The following is a 20,226-nucleotide window of genomic DNA, read 5'->3' as shown; positions in this document are numbered from 1 at the left end:
CAAGCATCAGGTCTGCCAGGTTCGCGGGCGGGGGCACGGCGAAGTGAGCTCTACTTGCCCTTCACCAGTTCAATCGAACCATCCGATTTTAGCACGACGACCTTCCCTGACTTCTTGGCCTTGGTCAGAAACTCGATCGTTTCGTCGGTAATCTCATACTTCTGAGGTCCACCAATCACCTTGCTGGGGATCGGCTTCATTTTCAACTCTTGTAGAACTGGGGCGACCGTTGCCTGGCTTTCGGTGATAGCCAAAACAACGCCTGCCGACAGCAAAACGAACGCAACACTAATCGCAGCAAGTTTCTTCATGAGAGGGTCCTTGGAAGGGAATCGACACGTGGCGAGTCAGTCGCAGCGAATCAATTATTGCATAAAAAAAGCCGCTTGATGACTCAAGCGGCTTTGGCGGCGGAATTGGAGTGTTCGCGTTTTAGTATCGCAGGATCATATCGACCGTCAGGCGGCTATCGGTGATGTCTTTGAACCCGGTCAATGGGAATTCATAGGCGATACCCGTTTCTACGTTGCCAGTCGGCTTGAATCGCATACCGACGTTCTGCGTCACCAGGTTGTTACCAGCAACGTCGTCCACGCTCAGGTTGAACAGGTCGGCACCAGCCACGCCCAGCGAGGCCCCGTTGGAAGCATCATCGGTCCAGTGCCACCAGGCAAGCTCGGTGAACAGGTAAACCTTCTCGGTCAGTCGCACGTCAAAGTGGTTCGACCAGTGAATCGCCGAGGTCGACACGCTCGAGTCGACTGGCAAACGATAGCCGATGCTCGACAGCACGTGAGCATCACCGTCCCACAAACGTTGACCACCGGTCAAAAACAGGTGGAACTCGCCGTCCCCTTGGGCTTGCAAAGCGTCGCTGCTGCCAACAGGAAGTTCGTACGTGAAACCAGTCGACAGAAGCGTTCCGCAGCAAGGGTCCCGCAGCAGGTTGTACTTCAGACCCGCCGAGACATCAGCCCAACCATCGTCCAGGATCGCGTCGAGCGTGCCATTGGTGTTATCGACAATGAAACCGTCTTTGGTCGCGATGACGCTCAAGCGGTCCGTCAATGCAACACGGAACTGGGCCGCATACAACTGAACGTTACCGCCAGCAGCAATGCCGTTACCGATCGTGTTCGGTACCCAGTGATTCACGAAGATAGGACGAAGTTCGGTCACCGTCCGCGGATCTTCGAAGAACACGAAGTTGATCATCGGACTGATGAAGTCGTCGAAGCAGTGATCGCTCGGATGCAGACAATCGAGCAGGCTTGCGTCGCAACCGCAGCAAGACGAACAGCCGCCGCAACCGTCGGTCGCACAGCAAGAGGCACAGGACAGATCACACGGTTCGTACAATTCTCCGGCGTCCACCGAAGCAGCTGCGCCGCTCAAAGAAATGGCCGTGAATAAGATGGCCGCTGTAATTCCACCAGTGAGTCTCATGACTGCCCGCCTTAATTTCCATAAGTTTTATGCGAAATGCCAGCATCTTTCGCGTCTGGCTTCGTATTACTCTTATCGGAAAAACAGCCGCGAAAACGGGTTTCAACGTAAGGGCGTCGTTATAGATTACCTGACTTGATCATCTGTCAGTTCTATCGCGGCAAGTAAGCCACCCAGGCGAACTGGTTATGTTAAGTTGTCCTATCCCGGGGAGCGTTTCTTTAAAGCGGAATTTCCGCTGATAAGCCAGTTAACGACAAACGCCGAGAGGGAGAGCTCTGGGCGTTTTATCGTTTCTTGCTGCTCCGCCTAACCCATGTCTGACCCTGAGCGAGCGCAAGTCTTCTGGTTAACCTCAACCCACTGCCTGTGAATCGTAGCCGGTTTCCGATTAGAGTATCGGTACCTAATTCGCACTGGCCAGAGGCCAGTGGCACACAAAGATTTGACTATCTGCCAGTGCCACCCAGCCCGATTCTGGACAACTTTAACGATATCTTGAACCCTCAGTTTGTTTCACCAGCCCAATGAGATTGCAAGTTTTTCGATATCACTGTGGAGCATGCGGTCAATCGTACGAGGCTCCGGTAATTAGTGGACTAGCTTACGGCGAATTCTTAATGCGTTCGGAGTCAGGAGAGATGCGCTATTTGAATGCGAATCTCGACCCGACATTCACGGAAGTCGATCGATTGATCGGGAATGATCCTCGTGCTGAATCGCTCGATCAGTTCAAACGTGCCGATGTGCTAAATAATGTGTTTGGTGTTGCATGCGATAAGGATTCAAAAGGACACGATTTTCACATTGGCCTCAAAGCACGCTGTACGCATTGCAAGCAAAGAAAAATCATCGTCTGGGAATCAATTGAACCTCCGAAGTATGTCGAAAAAGAGGTACCTCATGTCACTCATGAAACATGGTCGGCGTTGAAAGAAAGTGAAAAGCAGTCACTTATTTCCACAGCATTGGACAAATCATCGCTTGCATGAAGCTGCTGAAGAATTGGCGACGGAGCAATACTGTTCAGCACAAAGAGAAGAAAAGGGGACGGGGGTCTTTTCTGTTTTCACTGGCCAGAGGCCAGTGGCACACAAAGATTTGACTATCTGCCAGTGCCACCCAGCCGATTGCGGTGCGTGGGCTCTCGTTAGAAGCGTACTTAGGAGGATGAGTGTAATGAATGTGATTCGTCTTGTGGTAGTGTGTGTTGCATGCAACAGCATACTGGTGGGGCCAGTGTTATGTGTATTGGGCGACAATGAGGGAGCAATGAAATGGGAGTACGCATCAAGTCCTGATGAAGTATCGATCGCGAAAATTGGTGCAGAAACTTTTGCATTTCCAGGGACTTTAAAATTCCTCGGAGTGCGGTGGAGGCTAGTTGATCGCCCACCTGAGCGCTTAATATCTGCTGGCGGGGTGCAATGTCGCTATGAAAGTGATGATAGCAAAGATGACCTTTTGTACTTTCAAGGCAATGCGAATTCAGAGTCCCAGTGGTATGTTGCTATACGTCCAAGGCAAAGTGGCAATTCGGATGAACGTATTCGTGACAAAGTATTGATGATTAGGGGGAAGAAAGGGGAGGTGTTGTTTGTTACGTTGGTAGATGGGATGTTCGATGGAGTGATGGAACGCTATTACCCAAATGGAGTTATGAAGTTTGCAGGGATGACTCGACATGGTGCTATTCATGGTAACGCAAGGGCCTATAGGCCAGACGGTACGCTTTGGTGGACGGGAATCTTTAACAACGATAAGCTTGACCACAGCACCGTCAGGGTATTTGGCCAAAACGGTAATCATGAGATCAAGCTATCCGATGAGCAAATACGTGAAGTGTTTTCAAAGTGGAGAAAAGAGTCAACGAAGAATGAGGGCATCGCAGTAGAGCAGTTTCTCAAGCAGTTGCCGCAAGAGTCCAAGGCTATTTCGGGACGCACAGATTGATTCTAGCCCTCCTAATTCTATCGCAGTGGTTTCAAAGTTCTTCATTTGTGCTATTTCTTCTAGAAGCAATGGCGCGAAGTTCGGGCGGTGGTGTTGCGGGCTAACTGGTACTCGGTCAGGCGGATTGCCAACTGTTTCCGATAGCTGTCGGGTGACACGCAACGCTGGTAACGATTTCACCTCGCGGCTGGGTGGCACTGGCGAGCGATTAATCTTCCGTGTGCCACTGGACTCTGGCCAGTGCGGATTTGGTGCACGCAAACACACAGGCTCTTGGCCTCCGTTGAGTTCGATACCGTGTCCGGTTCGCTCATGGGACAATTGAAAAGGACTCGGGATCGCTAAGTCCTTTCTTAGGGATCAGATAGCTCGAAATCCAAAAACGAGAACATTCACGAAGAGGGGTCTGCACGGTGAAGTTGTGCGGTGCGTTATCATTTCGCTTCTCTTGCCGTAGCAGCAAAATTCCGCGCGCACTATCTTTCCGCACCGACAGGCTGGTATACCTAAAGCATGTCCTCGACTTCGTGGGCATGCTTTGTAGTCCCCATCGCAATCTCCGCAAGCCTCTGGCCTCTCGCCAGTGCTCTAAAGGTCAATTGGGGATGGATAAACTTCTGCTAACTTCACACTGCCGAGGGCGGCAGTGGCACACGATTTAACCGACGGAGAGTTTTCACGATGTCCCATCACCACGCAGCACAACCTGAAACACACGGAGCTGGCTCACCAGGCCACGCCCCGCAGGTTGCCGTGCGCGATGGGAACCGGCTATTGTGCCCCTGCTGCGGCGAAGTATTGCTGGTGCTGCCGAATGAACCGTTGGCAGAGCCTGTTCGCGAGAAGTCAGCGCGGCCGGCAAACGCAGCGAGTCAATCGATGCCGCATCCGAAGTCCTTTACCTTGGATGAAATTGTTCGTCGACAAGAGGCCCAGGAAGAAGCGGCGTTTCAGGCGGCCATGGCCGAGGATGTTTCTCCCGAAGAACCTTCCTCGCAAGAGGCCATGACGCACTGGCCCCACTACGGAGCCAACAGCAAGATCGCTTGGATTGATCCTAAGGTGGCTGCCTATGAATTTCCTGAGGGCGATCCTCCGCCGATCTCCACCAGTCGCAGGCCGATACGTTCGCGGTCGTTGTCCGACGATAGCCGAGAACCCCGCGAACGCGATTCAGATACGCGGTTTCGCGAATGGGAACTCCGCCGTGCCAAGCGTCCACTACGGGAGCCCCAGACGTATGCGTCTGCCCGGTTGTTCGCGTGGACGTACTATCGCTTGAAGACACTGAACATTCAACTGATCGGCGAAGTAACTGCGAAGCAGGATGAGATCGATGCGTTGAAACGCGAACTCAATGTTTCGAAGCAAGAGCCGTCGCAAGAGGAACAACCTCGACCCGAAACGCCGACGAACAAGAAGGTCATTAAACCCAAACGACGCGAACGCGTTTGTTGTGCAATCGAAAACCACCCCCAAGAAGCCTTGGGCGTGGGATCTGGAGCGGATAGCGAACATGAACGCGGACCGCCATGACAACGTGCCCCCTGCGGGCCAAGAGAATTGATTTGGGTTCGTGCTGCCGATTTGATGTCCGGCGATTCAAGGATTAGTAGTTATCCGTGCCCAACAACTTCTCTTCCACCTTATCAGCCTGCCAGGCGATGGCGGTGATGGTCTTGGTGACTTCCAATTGGTCGACGGCGTCGGCCAGTTGGTTGGCGCGGACGGTGATGACTTCGCCGGCGTCTCCCTTTTCGACAGCGAACGCTCCGTGGATCATCTTCGTGTTGTAGCGAAGCAGGGCCATCGCGTTACGTTCATTCGCCGGGCCGCACAAGCTGTGGTAGACAACCAGTTCGTTGCCGTCGTCATCTTTCTGGCCGAAGGTGACATGCACGTTTTGCTTGCGGAGCGAGCTGACCGGGACGTTGATGGTCCAGTCGCTTTCGCTATTTTCCGTCAGTGGCCAACTGCTGGTTTGAGCGACCGCTTTAACGATGTCCTTCGCGGTCAGCTTCTGAGCTGCGGCGGCACCGGGGCTGCCTTGCAGGTCGTCGAAGCTCATTGCTCCACCCATCGCGGCGGCGGCAGGTGCTGGGCCGGGGTTCGGGCCGGTCGGAGCACCCATCGGCTGCGTGCCGGGTCCGCCTTGCGGCGGCATGCCTGGTTGCTGGTACCCTTGCATCGCGGCGTGCATCATGCCGGGCATCATCATGCCGAAGCCGGCACCCATACCCATTTGCATGGCACCGGGGCCAGCACCACCCCCTTCCCCGCTGTTCTCGGCCATCTTGCTCATGCTGTTGGCCGCCTGGTACATGGTGAACGCGCGAAGATCGCCGATCGCTCCCATGCTGCTGCGAGCGTCGATTGCCTTTTGCACTTCTTCCGGCGGAGTGATGGCGTTGATGAAGAAGTCGACCAGTTCGAGCCCGTACTTGGCGAAGTCGTCGGCAACTTTGATGCGCGTACCGGCGGCGATCTCGTCGAACTTGCTGGGCAGGTCCAACATGCTGATCTGCGACGTGCCGAGCAGGTCGGTCAGTCGCGAGACGATCAGGTCCTTCAAGTAGCTGCTGACTTCGTCGGTAGTGTATTTGCCTTGGCTACCGACGATCGTATTGAGCATCAGCGGAGCATCGACCACGCGGAACGAGAACTTCCCGAAGCTACGCAGGCGGATCATGCCGAAATCGCGGTCGCGGATGGTGATCGGCTGCCGCGTGCCCCATTTCTGATCGAGGAAGGTCTGCTTACCGAAGTAGTAGACCGACGCCTGAAACGGAGACTTCTCCCACGGAATGGTGAGGATCTTCGTGATCAGCGGGATGTTCTGCGTCTGCAGCGTGTAGCGGCCCGGACCGAACGAGTCCATTGCCTTGCCGTCCATAAAGAAGACGGCTTCCTGATTCTGCTGCACGATCAGCTGGGCACCATACTTAATGGCGGCTGAGCCCTCAGGTGGCATGCGATGCACGATGGAGCGATTCGAGTTATCGAAAAACTGAATGACTTCCAATTGCAGGCTCATCAGGTTTCTCTCTTTCTATGACGGATTCTTGCGATGAGATGGTTGTTTTCAAGTTTGGTTCCCTCTCCCCATAGGGGCGAGGGGACTGGAGAAGAGAACGGTCCCCGTTCATCATTTGGCTACGGAGTATCCCCGCCGGCGGCGACGCCTTTGAGCATGTTCTCGCGGTGATCGATCTTGCCTAACAGGCCGTCGATCTTTGAGGTGATCTCGGGCACGACTTGGGCCGGAGTCAGCTGCGAGGTGCCCAGGTTTTGAATCTCGGTGGCCAAGCCTTCGACTTGTTGGACGAGGGCCAGGTCGTGTTCGTAGATGTCGGTCAGCAGCTCTTCGTCGACTTGAACGAAGTCAAAGAAGCCACTGTAGCCCGGCATCTGCGACTTCAGCCGATTGATGGCCAGGTCTAAGCGGCTGCGAAGACGCTCGAGCATCGGCAGTTGATCGATTGCACCGAGCCCGACCAATGTATTGCCATACTCGTCGAGCCCCTTCTTCGACTTCTGAAGTTTGTCGGCCAGAAAGTTCCGGGTCATGCTGTCGCTTTCGCGGCGATACTCGCGAGCGAGGTAGCCGGAAAAACCAGGGATGTACTGGAGTATCGACTCGACGAGCCCTCGATTCTTGGCATGTTGTTGAGGATCGATCACCGGAGGCCTCCCTTCGGGGGTAAAGAGCAAGAGACGATCAAACGAGGGTCTCTGTTTACTGTGCGATGAGTTGTCATGTTTTGGGTGCGAAGTCCGCGGGAATGGAACTGAATTCTCCGCCAGTGTTTCGCCGCAAACCGCGGAATCTTGGGGGCGACAGACCAGCAACGATAGCTACGGAGGCCCGCAAGATCACGCTAAGCCGTTACCATATCAGGTTTTTGGTCGTGTGGGAAACAATCTCTAGAACTTTTTAAGGGGCCGATCGTAGGCATAAAAATTGAGTGAGAATTCGCCTGGAACGAGGCCGATCATTTTGGTAGCGTCTGCCCGCTTACGTCGCAAAAAGTCTTTATTCCTACGCCAGTTGGACAAATATTCATGGACCAGCAGTCCCCGCTTTGCGGAATTCTGGTAGCCCTGCTCCTGGGGCTGACCGGATGTGCCTCGAACGGTGCGATCGTCGACCCAATCATTTGGTGGGACAAAGATGATCCAGCCGATCTCGCCAAGTATGGCCCTACGCCCGTTCAGCGGATCGAAGCGTTGGACGATTTAGCGTCCAGTGCCGGAGGCATGTCGGCCGAGCGGCGCGCGGAAGAAGCGGCCACGATCGCCAAAGCACTTCCCGAAGAGCAGAACGAAGTGATCCGCGTTCATATGCTGCGCAGCTTAGCTAAACTGAACACGCCGGACGCGTTCGCCGCGATCAAGTCGTCACTCTTTGACAGCGACGCGGACGTTCGTCGAGCGGCTGTCGTGGCGTTAGGTGAATCTAAGAATCCCGAGGCAGTCGATGCTTTGGCCGACGTGCTGATCCGCGATCGGGACTACGACGTCCGGGTCACTGCGGCGACAGCGCTCGGGGAATTCAAAACACCCAAAGCGAAGGAGGCTCTTGTGCCGGCACTCGACGCACGTGATCCTGCCATGCGTTTTGCCGCAATCGAATCATTACGCAAAACCAGCAACGTCGACTATCAAGGCGATACCGCTAAGTGGCGGGAGTTTGCGATGGGAGGTAATCCGGAACCTCCGCCCTATTCGATTGCTGATCAGCTCGTGCCCAGCTTTTTCCGGTAGATCTCCGTTGCGATACGCATAATCGACAAGCACTAACTTTAGAAAAAGTGGTGCAGTTACGGATTCCCATCTTGCGCCAATTGACCAGCGTTTATGGGTGCGCAAAAACTTGGAATGGCATTGGTTTCATTTCAGTTCAACCGCCAGGGATGCCGTTTGCTATTAGCGTGGTGTGCCGTATAACTGATGCCAGAAACGAAGATGCATGAGTCTCGCAATGACAACGCGGTGTTTTATCTTGCTCGGCCGCTTGTGCGAGAATCCACCCTACACCCTGCATTTTGCCCCACGTTTCGGTTTGAACTGTTTGATGACTCTCTCGCAGCCTAAACGCCCATCCACCAGGCTGCCTAAGAACTAAAGACGAAGACGCATGCTAAGACGGAATGCAAACCTCCTCGGCGCCATCGCGTTCTGGGGTACGACAACGCTCACGATGACGACGACCCTCGCTCAAGAAGTGGTTGTGGCTCCGATATTGAATCGTGCGGACGGCTCCCCAGTCGAGGTTGCGGCCGATAAGCCGATGATTCGCATTGCGGCCGTCCCACAAGAGAAGAACGATCCGTTCAAGCCAGCACCTCCCGCAGAAGAACCAAAAGAGGAAGCGGTTCCAGCGGTAGAGCAAGAAGAGAAGTCTGGCGAGACTGCTGAAGGTGCCGCTCCTGCAGAAGATGCACCGGCCGAGAAGAGTGAGCAAGAAGGTCAAAGTGCTGAGCCAAAGTCGGACGCATCCAAGACCATGGATATTCCGGCCGATTCCCTTGATCCGGAAACGAAAGAAGAAGAACCCAACAAGCCTGCTGAGCCTGCGAAGCCAGCAGAGTCTGTGGAAGCAGAGACGAAGCAGCCTGCTCCGCTAATGCAAGACAAAGATGCCAAGCCGATCAAAGAAGGCGACGCCGATGCTGAAAAGAAACCCGCCGATTCCGAGAAATCGGTAACCGAAGAAGAGCCCAAAGTTGAAAAGCCGCTGCCGCCGGAAGTTCGTGCCCTGAAGCCACGCATTGCCCGGGTGCTCAACTACTACTACAAAGCCCAACCATCCGACGCCACTAAGGACGACGTGTGGGAAACCATGCACGGGTTCCTGCCGTGGGGCGTGGATGCACAGATCCGTACGTCCCAGTTCCGCCAGCCGGTCAACACCATCGGTTGGATCTGCTGGAACAAGCCTTGCCGCGGTCACAGCCTGTTCGAGGTGAAGAACGGCAAGCTGGAAGCCAAGCAAGGGCCACGCGTCCAAGGGCATCACGGTCAATTCCTGGCCATGCTCGCCCAGAGCTTCGTGCCTCCTTCGTACGAGATTCAAGTCGACGGTCAGTCGTTCACGGTAGCCGACCTGATCGAGTTCGAGAAGGAAACTTGCAAGCCGAAGTCGGAACTGACCTTCAAACTGATCTCGCTTTCTTACTATCTGCCAGCCGATGCGACCTGGACCTCTCGTGATGGACAAGAGTGGAGCCTCGAGCGTCTACTCAAGGAAGAAATCACCCAGAAGGTCGTGGGTGCTGCTTGTGGTGGAACGCACCGCCTGACAGGCATCGCGTTTGCCGTCGCCAGCCGTAAAAAGGCCGGCTTGCCGATGGACGGTGCTTGGGCCAAGGCCGAAGAGTACCTGAACGCCTACCACCAGCATTCGTTTCAAATTCAGAACCGCGATGGCAGTTTCAGCACGAACTGGTTCGAGGGACGCGGCATGGATCGCGACATCGACCGTCGCCTGCAGACTTCCGGCCATATCCTCGAGTTCCTGATTTACTCGCTCCCGGAGGAAGAGCTGACTTCGCCGGAAATCGTGCGAGCCGTGAACTACATTACGACGATTCTGGAGCAGAATTCGAAGCGGGATTGGAGCATTGGCCCCAAGGGTCACGCACTTCACGCATTGGTGTTGTACGACCAGCTTGTATTCGGAACCAAGCCGGGCAGTCGCACCGAAGAGATTCTACAAACGTCGCACGACTAATCGCACAGACGGTTTCTCCAAAAATTGGCTGTCCCAGGTGCTGAAATCACGGGGCAGCGCTTGTCAGTGGAGCGGATCTGGCCTACGATTGTCGGCACATGCGCGTTAATAGCCGGCTTCACTTCTGGGAATGAAACTCCGCCGAGGATGAAATATCAAAAGCTCTCGAGTCAGTTCACCGAGTTTCTTAAGCTCGCGATTCGAATGCTCGAAATCGCTGAGGCGGACGCGGTACTCATCTTCGTGGATGGCCAGCCAGATTGGGATAAGCTCAAAGAGGTAGCCGATAACCACAAGGTCATCGTTGCTGCCGATCGCGAAGAGTTCTTAGAGGGCGTCGAAGAGACCGACCTGCACGGCGTGGTGGTTGAACTGGAAGAGAGCCCGATCCTCGAAAAGTTAATGCACGCACTGGTCGAGGCCGTCGCCAACGATCAATTGTCGACCGGGGCCAAGGTGGTTGCCCTCTACAGCGGCTTCGACGAAGAGCGCATCGACACGATCAGCTTCATTCGCCTGGACGAACGCCTGGGACGCTTGACCTCGCGAGACCTTCGTAAGCTTGAAACAAGTGTCCCCCTGGAAACGCTCAAGTTCGTCGTCGACCTGGCGGTCGAGATTGGTCGCGAAGGCCGCGAAGGGAAACCGGTGGGTACCTGCTTCGTGGTGGGTGATCATCGCAAGGTGCTGGCCAATAGCGCCCCCAGTGGTTTCGATCCACTGAAAGGTTACGCCAAGAAGGATCGCAACATCGCCGATCGCAGCGTTCGCGAGAACCTCAAGGAGATCGCCCAGCTTGACGGAGCTTTTGTGGTGGCCGCCGATGGCACGGTCGAAGCGGCTGGTCGGATGCTGGACGTTACCTCCGCCAGTGTGACCTTAAGCAAAGGTCTCGGTGCTCGTCACTGGGCCGCGGCCGCGATTAGCAAGAAGACCAAGGGCATCTCGATTGCCGTGAGCGAGTCGAACGGAACGGTTCGCTTGTTTCAGGAAGGGGAAGTCGTCCTCCGCATCGAGCCTTCGCGGCGCGCGATGAAGTGGAAGGACCTCGACTTCGACAATATTCAAAGCGCGAACGACTAAGCTTCGCCAAATTGCTGTTCTGGGCGAGGTTCACGTATGCCTGCTTTTTCTGGCGAGATCATTCGCATCGATCTGAACGATCCGCAGCACGCCGATGCGTTGATGCATCTGTTGGATCAATACTCGCAAGATCCCATGGGAAGCGACGCCCCGTTGCCGCCTGAGGTGCATGAGAATCTGATTCCGCGCCTGCGAGAAGTCGAGCAGTTCCGCGGGCTGTTGGCCCATGCGGACGGACAGTTTGTCGGGCTGGCGAATTGTTTCCTTGGTTTCTCAACGTTCAAAGCTCAGCCGCTGATCAATATTCATGACCTGGCGGTGGCCCCACAAGCACGCGGCCAAGGTGTTGGCAGCGCACTGCTTCAAGCCGTCGAAGATCTCGCGAAGGAAGAGGCCTGTGCGTTTGTCACACTGGAAGTCCGGGCCGATAACCGGGCCCGGCAGTTGTATCTGCGACATGGCTTCGTCGAAGGTGACCCGGCCACCGATGCGATGAGTTTTTTCAAGAAGCCGATCAAAGCATCGCTCTAGCGAAGCACTTCATGGAGAAGTGCCTGTGGCGTGCCGATGTCGACGATGTGTATTTCACCCACATACGGCTGAGCTGACGGCTTCGCGTAGCCTGGCTTCGAGGTTACAAACGTCGCCGTGAAAACGGCTTCGATCGTTGGATCGTTCGGTTGACCCGTATCGCAGTCGAGACCGCTGGGAATGTCGATCGCCATGACCTGGGTATCGGAGGCGTTAATCTGACGAATGGCAGACGCGATCGGCTCGCGCGGTGGCGAGGTGACGCCAGTGCCTAGCAGCGCATCGATCACCCAGTCGGCCTCTTGAAGCCGCGGCGAAAACCACTGGCAAAGAGGCTCATCGGCGAAATCGATAATCTCAATGCCAGCGGCCTCGATGATTGTAAAATTAATGAGTGCGTCCCCGTGGATTCGATCCCGCGGACAGAACAACGCGACTTTCACCGGCACGCCTAAAAGGTCCAAGTGCCGAGCAATGACATATCCATCGCCGCCGTTGTTTCCTGGGCCGCAACAGATCAGGACACTGGCCGGACTTCGCGAAAGCAGCAGTTCGGCACTTCCCCGACCAGCGTTTTCCATGAGGATTACGCCGGGGATGTGGTATTTTTCAGCGGCCAGCACGTCGACGGCTCGCGACTGCTGCCGGGTAAGCATGGGGCGATCAGACATGGATGGAGTTTCCTGGGTTATGATTTACAATGGGGTGGTCTCTCTTTTGACTCTAACCGATTTTCGTCTCAGGTGAAGCGATGCCGCTGTTTGAATACACTTGCCAGGCCTGCCAGAGCCAGTTTGAGTTGCTGGTGCGTGGCAGCGATAAACCGAAATGCCCCGAATGTGGCAGCGTCAAATTGGAAAAGGCCTGGAGCGTGCCAGCAGCCCACACAGGCGGTAAATCGAACGAGCTTCCCGTATGCGGGCCGATGCCCAGCAGTGGCGGCGGATGCGGTCTGCCTCAATGCGGCACCGGCGGCTGCCAGTTTGGCTAAAGCGACTTTGCCTCCCCTTCCCTCCTTAATTCCTTCCCACCAAATCAGGTTCTCGCCCATGACCATCTTTCGTCTGCTTACGCTTGCTCTTGTGACGGGACTCTTGGCCAGTACGGCCTCAGCCGAAAGCTGGCCACAATTCCGCGGACCAAGCGGTGACGGTATCGCCACGGCCAAGAATGTGCCGTTGAACTGGTCCTCCGACGAGAACATCGTGTGGAAGACGCCCATTCCTGGTAAAGGCTGGTCGTCGCCCGTGTTGGTGGGAGACAAGATCTGGCTGACCACGGCCATCGTGACCCTTCTATCGGAAGAAGAGAAGAACGAACGCCTGAAAGATGCCAAGCCGTTTGCCCGTAATCAATCGAACCTCGCTTCGGACGTCCAACTGAAGGCCATCGAAGTCGACTACAAGACGGGCGAACTGCTCAGAACGGTCGACCTTTTTCATGTCGACGACCCGCTGACCGTGCACCTGACCAACTCGTACGCCTCACCAACCCCAGTCGCCGAAGGCAAATACGTCTACTGCTACTTCGGAACGTACGGCGCGTGCTGTATCGATACCGAGACGGCCAAGATTGTCTGGAAGAACAACGACAATGCCCTTGAGTACAACGTCGGTCCTGGCAGTTCGCCGGTTGTCGTTGGCGACCTGGTCATCCTGACCTGCGATGGGGTCAACGAGCAGTACATCACCGCGGTTGATAAGAAGACCGGCAAGACCGTTTGGAAGACCGAGCGTCCTCCGTTCCGCACCGACGACGGCGACCGTAAGAAAGCGTATGCCACGCCGCTGGTCGTCGAGATCAATGGGCAAACCCAGGTCATCATCCCCGGGGCTCAGTGGGTTTGTGCCTACGATCCGAAGACGGGCAAGGAACTGTGGCGTGCCGATCACGGCAGCGGATTCTCGAATGTGCCGGCCCCTGTGTTTGAGAATGGCACCGTCTACATTTGCTCTGGCTTTATGCGTCCTCAATTGTTCGCCATTCGCACCGATGGCGAGGGAGACGTGACCGACTCGCACATCGAATGGACCTTTAGCCGTCAGGTGCCTACCACGCCTTCACCGATAATCATTGACGGAAGAATCTACATGGTCAGCGATCGCGGTGTGGCGACCTGTGTAGATGCTGCGACGGGCCAAGAGGTGTGGACCAGCCGCATGGGCGGCAACTACAGTGCCTCGCCCACGTACGCCAATGGCCGTATCTACTTCTGCAGCGAGTCCGGCATGACCACCGTGATCAAGCCAGGCGACGAGTATGACGTGATCGCCGAAAACGACCTGGGCGAACGCATCATGGCCAACCCGATCTTCCTGGACGGCAACCTGGTCATCCGCACCGCCGATAATCTCTATCGCATTCGTGAAGAGAAGTAAGAAAGATTCTTGCCACAGAGGGCACAGAGATCACGGAGAGAAACAGGAATGGCCCAGAGACTAATCTCTGGGCCATTTAATTTTTCGACTCTGCTTGTCTTCGCATCCGCGTTTATCTGCGACATCCGCGGTTGCCTTTATTCTCTTCCCTTGCTGTTCTCTGTGCCCTCTGTGGCTTGTCCTTCCTATCTCCGAGCCTAAGGCCGCAAGCCAAGCATCATCTGGCGGACCTCGTTTTCGAGCTCTGTCAGGTCTGCTCCGAAATGTTTTTGGAATAGGCGAACGCGTTCGGTTTGCGAGGGATCGTGCAGGGGCTGGATCTCGGAAAGCTCTTTGAGGTAGGCGTCGTATTCTTCTGGCTTTCGCTTCTGAAGGTAATACGTCACAGCCCAGGCCTGGGAGTAGCGATCCATGGCGGTGGCCGCTTTGCGCAGCGAGTCGTCGTTGATCAGCATGTCCGGCAGAAAGGGTTGCGAGCTCGTGCGGGCTGCTTGCTGGAACTGCTTCAGCCGTGGGGCACTAACTTGGCCGATGCCTCGCCAACCGCGACTGCTAGAGACGTCCGGTGTCTCGAAGTAGATTGCCAAACCTTCCGAGAACCACAGCGGCACATCCGCGTAACGCTTCTGCAATCCGGCGTTGAAGGCCAACTGGTGGGTTGCCTCGTGGACGACCGTGGCCAGGCTCCATTGAAAGTCGGGGCGTGACATGAGCCGCTGAATGTCACGTGTGCTCAGCGTGCGACGCGACGAGTCCCCTGCTCCGCCGGTCAGGTCGAACATGACGACGTAGTTCGTGTGCATGCTGTAGAAGCCAATGACACTCTTCGCCGCGTCTCCCAATTCGGCCTGACCGTACTGAGCAAAGCTATCTTGATTGTCGAACACGAGGGCCACCATCGGCTGTTTCGGTTCTTCCAGCTTCAAGCCACGCTGCGTCCAGTAGCTGGTAAAGCCCCGGTGCAGTCGCTCAAGCATGCCGGCAACCCACTGAGCGTAGGCCCTGGAAGTGTTGTAGGCGACCACGTAGTGCGAGGTTTCGATCACCTGCGAGCCCGGCGGCATTTCGGCCAGGACGGTCTCGATCAGTTGCTCTTTGGTTTGAAGCTCGAAGGGAGCGGTCGTCTTCTCTCGTTGGACGATCTCAGCGTTTTGAATTGGCCACATCTTCCCGTCTGGCGTGTGCAGGATGAGGCCAGCCTCGTGCGTGGCGATGACCTGTCCCTTGAGGTCGATTCGCTGGCCGTCGCGCTCAAACGAGATGTCGTCGGCGCGAAGATTGACCGCGGCAAGCAAGATGAGCAGTAGCGACAGTGAATTCCATAAACGCATGGGGACTCCTTCGGCAGATAATCGGACACTGGCAGTATAGTACGCCATTACGATTTACGGCACGGAATCGCCAAAATCGTTGCGACCGCGCCAACTGGCCAGGCGGCGAATCACGACCGAAAGCACGGCCACCGCCGCAAGGTTCATCAGCAAAATGCCGGCGACGTTGTCTTCTCCACCAAAATGAAGTAGCCCGAAGATACGCCGTGAGATCGTATCGATACCGGCCGGCAGCACCATCACCGAGGCGGAGACGTCGTTGGCTGCCAGCACCAGGGCAATCAGCGAGCCAGCGACGATCACGGGAATATTCGCCGGAAGGACAACCCGCGTCCACGTCCGCCACCACGAGCTGCCGTCGATGCGGGCCATCTCGTAAAGCTGCCGTGAGGTATGCATCGCGTGCCAGTAGAAGAACGTCACCAGCGGCACGGATACTGTCAGGATTGCCAGGGCCGGGGCAAAGATGCTGCGATCGATCAAGGGTGCCAAAGGGGAAAGCCAAGGTCGGTTCGAGCCCCAGGCAATACCGATCCCCACGATCGTTCCGGGGACCGCAAACAGCACCGCACAAAGTAGCGAAACCAGGCGACCTCCCCAGAGACTACGCGTGGCGAGATCGCTCAGCAGCAGACTGACGAGCGTGGTCACGATAGCTACCGTCATGCTGAGGGCCAGGGTCCAGAGCAGTTCTTCGCGATAGATGCTCGCACTGCTCAGCGTTAACGTGAAGACCTTGGTCAAGGACCAGCCGCGAATGAACTGGCCGTCGACCTGGTCGATGGTGATCCCCACTTTGTAAACCAGTCCCACAATCGGCGGAGCGAACGCGATCAGAAACAACGCCCAGACTGCCAGCGACGCCATGGTGCGGCGGCGACCCAGGGGCAATAGCTTGGGATGCCTAACTTCGACATCGGTGGCCATCGGACGCAGTCCATTGGCCAACCAGGCCGTCAGCATGATCAAGCCGACGATCAAGACGGTGCCGGGGGCAATGGTCATGGCGGATTCGCTTGTCGATTGCCCCAGTGGGATGCCGGTAAAAACGACTTCGGCATACGTTCGCACATTGCAGACACTGGCAATACTCATTTCGCCAAAGACGGTTACGATGATCCATGCGGCCGCGACGAGGACCGCGTCCCAGTTTTGCCGTAGGGTGACCTTGGCCAGTACGGCTAGCGGCGTGACATCCAGGCGGGCATCGTCTTCCAGGCCTGCCGGACTTCGCGTGAAGGCCATCCCGGTGATCAGAACCACCCACGGAAACGCGGCCAGACTGTGTAGCCAAAGCAGTCCGGTCCAGCCGTCGATCAGGTTACTGCCGGGATCGAAAGGACTGGGAATCTCAAACCAGCCTTGCGGTCCGAACAGATCACGCCAGCCGGCGATATGTACGTAGATCGGAACGAACAGCCAGATCACCAGCAGCGAAAGCAGTACGCCGCGGCCGGCAAGGTTCGTACGAAAAAGAAGCAGGCTCGTCGCCGTTGCTGGAGGCAAGGTGATCGCGATGACCGCGAGCGCGTAGAGCGAAGTCGCCAAGGTCAAGCGAACCGACAGAGGATCGCCCCAGGTCACCAGCGCGATAGCCAACGCAGCGGCGGCCAAGATAAACGAGGCTACCGAAAGCAGAGGACGTCGGGCTGGGGATGGATTCAAAGTCACAAGCGGAAAAGAAAAGAGGCCAGGGAAATTCCTGGCCTCTAGTGTAATCCGATTGGATCGCTCGCACGATCAGTGGCTTAGACCAACTTGGTCTGACCAGGAACGGCGATCGGGGTTGGGATCGTGACAGGACCCCATTCGTACGACTTAGGAGTCAGGTCTTCTTGGCTGTTCCAAGCTTCGTCCCAGCTCACCTTCTTACCGGTGTAAGTCGCCATACGGCCCATGATCGCACACATGGTGCTCTTGGTCATGTACTCACCGTTGTTGATGATGTTGCCCGAACGCATGCCGGCATAGAGGGCCTTGTGTTCCAGGTCGTACATGTTGCCGCTTGGGCCGTCGTACTTCCAGTTGTTCTGGCCTTCGATGGTACCAGCCAGAATCTTGGCGTTACCCTTGGTACCCATGATGAAGTCTTCGGTCTGGTTGAAGCAGCCCTTCATCTGACGGGTGTAATGGAACATCTTCTGACCGCCAGCGTATTCAAACATGACGGCGTGGTGATCGAAGATATTGCCATACTCTTCACCGGTACGAACTTCGCGACCACCCAGGCCAAAGCAGCTGACCGGGGCCTGGTCGTCCATGATCCACTGTGCCTTGTCGATGCTGTGGATAGCTTGTTCCGCGATATGATCGCCGGACAGCCAAGTGAAGTACAGCCAGTTGCGGATCTGGTATTCCATCTCCGACCATTCTTCCTTGTTGCCACGATGCCACAGGGTACCGGCCAGGTAGTTTTCCTGCATCGAGACCACGTCACCGATCAAGCCTTCCTTGATCTTCTCGACGGTGGCGATCACCGACGGATGGTAACGCCAGCACAGACCGCTGACAATGCTCAGGTTCTTTTGCTTGGCCTTCTCGACGGTTTCCATCACCTTGCGGCAACCAGGAGCATCGATCGCGACAGGCTTTTCACAGAAGACGTGCTTGCCGGCAGCAATCGCGGCTTCCAGGTGCGCTGGACGGAAGTGAGGCGTGGTGCACAGCAGCACAACGTCGACGTCGGTTTCCATCACTTGCTTGTAAGCATCGAAACCGCTGAAGCAGTTTTCGTCGGTCACGGCCAGGCGATCGCCCAACTGACGGGACAGGATTCGCTTCGAAGCTTCCACTTTGTCTGGGAAGATGTCGGCCAGAACGGTGACCTTCAGGTTTTCGTCACCCTTGGTTGCATTGACGGCGGCTCCGTTGCCACGGCCACCACAACCGATCAAAGCCACTTTCAATTCATCATTGCCAGCGGCGTGGGCCGAACGGGCCATACTCAAGCTGCCAACCGCGGCGGCGGTACCAAGTGCGGCGGAACCTTTGAGGAATGTACGACGCTGGACATTTTTCTGTGGCGAAGGTTTGGTCGTCTTCTCGGACATGGATGTTCCTTAGGTGGCTAGGAGGTGGGATATACCGGGATATGTGCTTGTAAAACAGAGGAGGTGTGAGATCGAATTTTAGCCAGATCGACCCATGAATGCAACAAAGTTTATCCATCCGAAGGGGTGCACCCCCCGGCAGGTCTGCTGCGAATTCGTCGTAAAGATAGCTAGGTAAGTAGCTTACAGCAGAAAAATGCCCCCCGATTAGCGAGGATCTTCCCGCTTGTGAATGCGATCACGCAGCTTCGCGGCCTGTTCGTAACGCTCGTTGGCGACCGCATCGGCCAATTGTTCGTTGAGCGTCTGTCCGACGTCGAACTGCTCGCGAAGCGTCTCACGCAGCTCGATCAGGCGAACGTGCAGCTCTTCCGACTCGAATTCTTCGCCGTCTTCCATCCCTTCGGACTCGTAGAATTCGCGAAGCTGCTCGACCCCTTCGGTCAGCTGCTCGATCGCGTGCTCTGGCGTGTGTTTTTCCAGCTCGATCAGGGCTTTGGCCTGAATGCGATGGAACATCACAAATGGGCGAAAATGCTCATGGCTGTCGATCCACTCTTCGTCGTCTGAGTGATCGCGGCAGACATCCATCAAGGCCAGCGTGTGATCGGCATCGCGGACAGCTTTCTCGTATTCACGCAGTGCCAGCCAGCAAATTCGACGGTGATATAGCTGGACGAATTCGCGATCGATCTCGACGCAATCATCCTCGGTGAGCGGAACTGTTGGATCGGTCAGGTACTGAGACTGCAGGTATTCGAGATAGGAATCAAAGTCGTAAGGCCTTTCACCATCAGGCCTTCCATTGATTTCCATTTGCAACAGACCCATCTCGATCCGCATCTGCAGCACGTCACGTCCATCCGAGGCGGTAGTGATCCGGGCCGTTAGCCGGCCAGGCTCAAAATTCCACGTATTGAGGATGTGGTCGATGTTTTCGGAGTGATCGGAGGAGTCCATTAGGTCCCTAGTCACGATAGCAATACTTCAAGGTCCAAAGAGATTATAGGCCATCCCGGAAATCGGGAAAGGACGCGCTAAAATGCGGTCTCTAGCGATGCTCTTCTGTTTCCAGTCCCCTCTCCCTTCCCAAGGGAGAGGGCTAGGGTGAGGGTTGGTGCAGCGGGTACCAGATTCGCCCCTCACCCTAACCCGTTCCCCAAGGGGGCGAAGTGAGGTGAATGGAGTCTAGTCTTTGCGGTACGAGATGTTCTTCGATTGCCGTCGCTGACTCTTGCGATCGCTATGCTGGCGTTTCTTTTCCTGGGTACGTTTGACCGAACTGCGTGAAGGTTTGGTCGGAATGCGCGTCTTGGGACGCTTGGCCGAAAGCATCACCATGTGCTTCAGCTTTTCCAGGCAGGCCTCCATGTTGCTCCGCTGCTCGCGGCTTTCCTCGCTGGTGATCACCAGGAAGCCTTCCTTGTTGATGCGAGCGCCCCAGTGCTTCTCGAAACGCTGTTTGACCGTTGGTGGCAAGGCTTCGGTCTGCTGCACATTCCACTTGAGCGTGGCTTTGGTGTTGGTCTTGTTGACGTGCTGCCCCCCTGGCCCGCTCGAGCGCGCATACGAAAAGTGCAATTCGCTCCAGGGGATGCGGATAGACGGACTGATATCAAAGGTCGACATGCGACTCACGCAACGAAATACAAGACAGGCGAAAAACAACATAGCCAACTGATTTGGGACAAACTGCCCACTTGGCTATACTGCCAGGATAA

At 56.0% G+C, this 20,226-nt stretch carries 19 protein-coding genes; 9 read left to right on the top strand and 10 right to left on the bottom strand.

Annotated elements, in window-relative coordinates:
* Positions 1-50: 50 nt before the first annotated feature.
* Positions 51-311, bottom strand: coding sequence for a hypothetical protein (locus PSR63_RS01730; protein ID WP_274330199.1), 261 nt, complete (start codon positions 309-311; stop codon positions 51-53).
* Between the two features lie 121 nt (positions 312-432).
* Positions 433-1,446 carry a hypothetical protein gene (locus PSR63_RS01725; protein ID WP_274330197.1) on the bottom strand — a complete coding sequence of 338 codons (1,014 nt, stop codon included), beginning with the start codon at positions 1,444-1,446 and terminating at the stop codon, positions 433-435.
* A 641-nt stretch (positions 1,447-2,087) separates the two neighbouring features.
* Between PSR63_RS01725 and PSR63_RS01720 the strand changes: the two genes are divergently transcribed.
* The 3 genes from PSR63_RS01720 (at position 2,088) to PSR63_RS01710 (ending at position 4,935) form a co-directional block, all read left to right on the top strand.
* Entirely contained in the window at positions 2,088-2,438 is a 351-nt protein-coding gene (locus tag PSR63_RS01720) for a hypothetical protein (RefSeq protein ID WP_274330195.1), read from the top strand.
* Between the two features lie 187 nt (positions 2,439-2,625).
* On the top strand, positions 2,626-3,399 hold the full coding sequence (locus PSR63_RS01715) for a toxin-antitoxin system YwqK family antitoxin (RefSeq protein ID WP_274330193.1): 774 nt from the start codon (positions 2,626-2,628) through the stop codon (positions 3,397-3,399).
* Positions 3,400-4,080: 681 nt separating this feature from the next.
* Positions 4,081-4,935, top strand: coding sequence for a hypothetical protein (locus tag PSR63_RS01710; RefSeq protein WP_274330192.1), 855 nt, complete (start codon positions 4,081-4,083; stop codon positions 4,933-4,935).
* Positions 4,936-5,008: 73 nt separating this feature from the next.
* Here the strand turns inward: PSR63_RS01710 and PSR63_RS01705 are convergent, their stop codons facing one another.
* Entirely contained in the window at positions 5,009-6,433 is a 1,425-nt protein-coding gene (locus PSR63_RS01705; RefSeq protein WP_274330190.1) for an SPFH domain-containing protein, read from the bottom strand.
* Between the two features lie 119 nt (positions 6,434-6,552).
* On the bottom strand, positions 6,553-7,080 hold the full coding sequence (locus PSR63_RS01700; protein WP_274330189.1) for a hypothetical protein: 528 nt from the start codon (positions 7,078-7,080) through the stop codon (positions 6,553-6,555).
* 381 nt (positions 7,081-7,461) lie between these two features.
* Here PSR63_RS01700 and PSR63_RS01695 point away from each other — a divergent pair, with 381 nt between their 5' ends.
* From PSR63_RS01695 to PSR63_RS01680, 4 genes are all read left to right on the top strand, one after another.
* Positions 7,462-8,163, top strand: a complete 702-nt coding sequence (locus PSR63_RS01695) for a HEAT repeat domain-containing protein (RefSeq protein ID WP_274330188.1) — start codon at positions 7,462-7,464, stop codon at positions 8,161-8,163.
* Positions 8,164-8,536: 373 nt separating this feature from the next.
* Entirely contained in the window at positions 8,537-10,132 is a 1,596-nt protein-coding gene (locus tag PSR63_RS01690) for a hypothetical protein (protein WP_274330186.1), read from the top strand.
* A gap of 147 nt (positions 10,133-10,279) precedes the next feature.
* Positions 10,280-11,215, top strand: coding sequence for a DNA integrity scanning protein DisA nucleotide-binding domain protein (locus tag PSR63_RS01685; RefSeq protein WP_274330185.1), 936 nt, complete (start codon positions 10,280-10,282; stop codon positions 11,213-11,215).
* Between the two features lie 36 nt (positions 11,216-11,251).
* Positions 11,252-11,746: a GNAT family N-acetyltransferase gene (locus PSR63_RS01680; RefSeq protein WP_274330184.1), complete on the top strand. Its 495-nt coding sequence runs from the start codon at positions 11,252-11,254 to the stop codon at positions 11,744-11,746.
* Here the strand turns inward: PSR63_RS01680 and PSR63_RS01675 are convergent.
* Entirely contained in the window at positions 11,743-12,417 is a 675-nt protein-coding gene (locus PSR63_RS01675; RefSeq protein ID WP_274330183.1) for an NAD(P)H-hydrate epimerase, read from the bottom strand. The two genes, PSR63_RS01680 and PSR63_RS01675, sit on opposite strands and share 4 nt — an antisense overlap.
* A gap of 80 nt (positions 12,418-12,497) precedes the next feature.
* Here PSR63_RS01675 and PSR63_RS01670 point away from each other — a divergent pair, with 80 nt between their 5' ends.
* Together PSR63_RS01670 and PSR63_RS01665 are read left to right on the top strand one after the other, a co-directional pair.
* On the top strand, positions 12,498-12,737 hold the full coding sequence (locus tag PSR63_RS01670) for an FmdB family zinc ribbon protein (protein WP_274330182.1): 240 nt from the start codon (positions 12,498-12,500) through the stop codon (positions 12,735-12,737).
* Positions 12,738-12,795: 58 nt separating this feature from the next.
* Positions 12,796-14,124 carry a PQQ-like beta-propeller repeat protein gene (locus tag PSR63_RS01665; RefSeq protein ID WP_274330181.1) on the top strand — a complete coding sequence of 443 codons (1,329 nt, stop codon included), beginning with the start codon at positions 12,796-12,798 and terminating at the stop codon, positions 14,122-14,124.
* Positions 14,125-14,321: 197 nt separating this feature from the next.
* Here PSR63_RS01665 and PSR63_RS01660 read toward each other — a convergent pair whose 3' ends face one another.
* The 5 genes from PSR63_RS01660 to arfB all read right to left on the bottom strand — a co-directional run bounded on the left by PSR63_RS01660 (position 14,322) and on the right by arfB (position 20,134).
* On the bottom strand, positions 14,322-15,455 hold the full coding sequence (locus tag PSR63_RS01660; protein WP_274330180.1) for a DUF1570 domain-containing protein: 1,134 nt from the start codon (positions 15,453-15,455) through the stop codon (positions 14,322-14,324).
* A 54-nt stretch (positions 15,456-15,509) separates the two neighbouring features.
* A complete protein-coding gene (locus tag PSR63_RS01655) occupies positions 15,510-17,120 on the bottom strand; it encodes an ABC transporter permease (protein WP_274330178.1) in 1,611 nt (536 codons plus the stop codon).
* A gap of 83 nt (positions 17,121-17,203) precedes the next feature.
* Positions 17,204-18,505 (bottom strand): Gfo/Idh/MocA family oxidoreductase, encoded by a 1,302-nt coding sequence (locus PSR63_RS01650; protein ID WP_274330176.1) that lies wholly within the window; start codon positions 18,503-18,505, stop codon positions 17,204-17,206.
* A gap of 207 nt (positions 18,506-18,712) precedes the next feature.
* Positions 18,713-19,465 (bottom strand): UvrB/UvrC motif-containing protein, encoded by a 753-nt coding sequence (locus tag PSR63_RS01645; RefSeq protein ID WP_274330174.1) that lies wholly within the window; start codon positions 19,463-19,465, stop codon positions 18,713-18,715.
* A 228-nt stretch (positions 19,466-19,693) separates the two neighbouring features.
* Complete coding sequence (arfB, locus tag PSR63_RS01640; protein WP_274330172.1) at positions 19,694-20,134, bottom strand: alternative ribosome rescue aminoacyl-tRNA hydrolase ArfB; 441 nt, start codon at positions 20,132-20,134, stop codon at positions 19,694-19,696.
* Between the last annotated feature and the right edge of the window lie 92 nt (positions 20,135-20,226).

The organism is Bremerella sp. P1, assembly GCF_028748185.1.
GTDB lineage: Bacteria > Planctomycetota > Planctomycetia > Pirellulales > Pirellulaceae > Bremerella.
The sequence above is the reverse complement of the archived record's forward strand: the minus strand, read 5'-3'. Positions and strand labels throughout refer to the sequence as shown.

Coding starts and splice junctions, on each gene's coding strand:
- PSR63_RS01660 (WP_274330180.1), bottom strand. CDS start 15,455: ATGCGTTTATGGAATTCACTGTCGCTACTGCTCATCTTGCTTGCCGCG.
- PSR63_RS01675 (WP_274330183.1), bottom strand. CDS start 12,417: ATGTCTGATCGCCCCATGCTTACCCGGCAGCAGTCGCGAGCCGTCGAC.
- PSR63_RS01645 (WP_274330174.1), bottom strand. CDS start 19,465: ATGGACTCCTCCGATCACTCCGAAAACATCGACCACATCCTCAATACG.
- PSR63_RS01710 (WP_274330192.1), top strand. CDS start 4,081: ATGTCCCATCACCACGCAGCACAACCTGAAACACACGGAGCTGGCTCA.
- PSR63_RS01680 (WP_274330184.1), top strand. CDS start 11,252: ATGCCTGCTTTTTCTGGCGAGATCATTCGCATCGATCTGAACGATCCG.
- PSR63_RS01725 (WP_274330197.1), bottom strand. CDS start 1,446: ATGAGACTCACTGGTGGAATTACAGCGGCCATCTTATTCACGGCCATT.
- PSR63_RS01665 (WP_274330181.1), top strand. CDS start 12,796: ATGACCATCTTTCGTCTGCTTACGCTTGCTCTTGTGACGGGACTCTTG.
- PSR63_RS01650 (WP_274330176.1), bottom strand. CDS start 18,505: ATGTCCGAGAAGACGACCAAACCTTCGCCACAGAAAAATGTCCAGCGT.
- arfB (WP_274330172.1), bottom strand. CDS start 20,134: ATGTCGACCTTTGATATCAGTCCGTCTATCCGCATCCCCTGGAGCGAA.
- PSR63_RS01715 (WP_274330193.1), top strand. CDS start 2,626: ATGAATGTGATTCGTCTTGTGGTAGTGTGTGTTGCATGCAACAGCATA.
- PSR63_RS01685 (WP_274330185.1), top strand. CDS start 10,280: ATGAAATATCAAAAGCTCTCGAGTCAGTTCACCGAGTTTCTTAAGCTC.
- PSR63_RS01720 (WP_274330195.1), top strand. CDS start 2,088: ATGCGCTATTTGAATGCGAATCTCGACCCGACATTCACGGAAGTCGAT.
- PSR63_RS01730 (WP_274330199.1), bottom strand. CDS start 311: ATGAAGAAACTTGCTGCGATTAGTGTTGCGTTCGTTTTGCTGTCGGCA.
- PSR63_RS01690 (WP_274330186.1), top strand. CDS start 8,537: ATGCTAAGACGGAATGCAAACCTCCTCGGCGCCATCGCGTTCTGGGGT.
- PSR63_RS01705 (WP_274330190.1), bottom strand. CDS start 6,433: ATGAGCCTGCAATTGGAAGTCATTCAGTTTTTCGATAACTCGAATCGC.
- PSR63_RS01670 (WP_274330182.1), top strand. CDS start 12,498: ATGCCGCTGTTTGAATACACTTGCCAGGCCTGCCAGAGCCAGTTTGAG.
- PSR63_RS01695 (WP_274330188.1), top strand. CDS start 7,462: ATGGACCAGCAGTCCCCGCTTTGCGGAATTCTGGTAGCCCTGCTCCTG.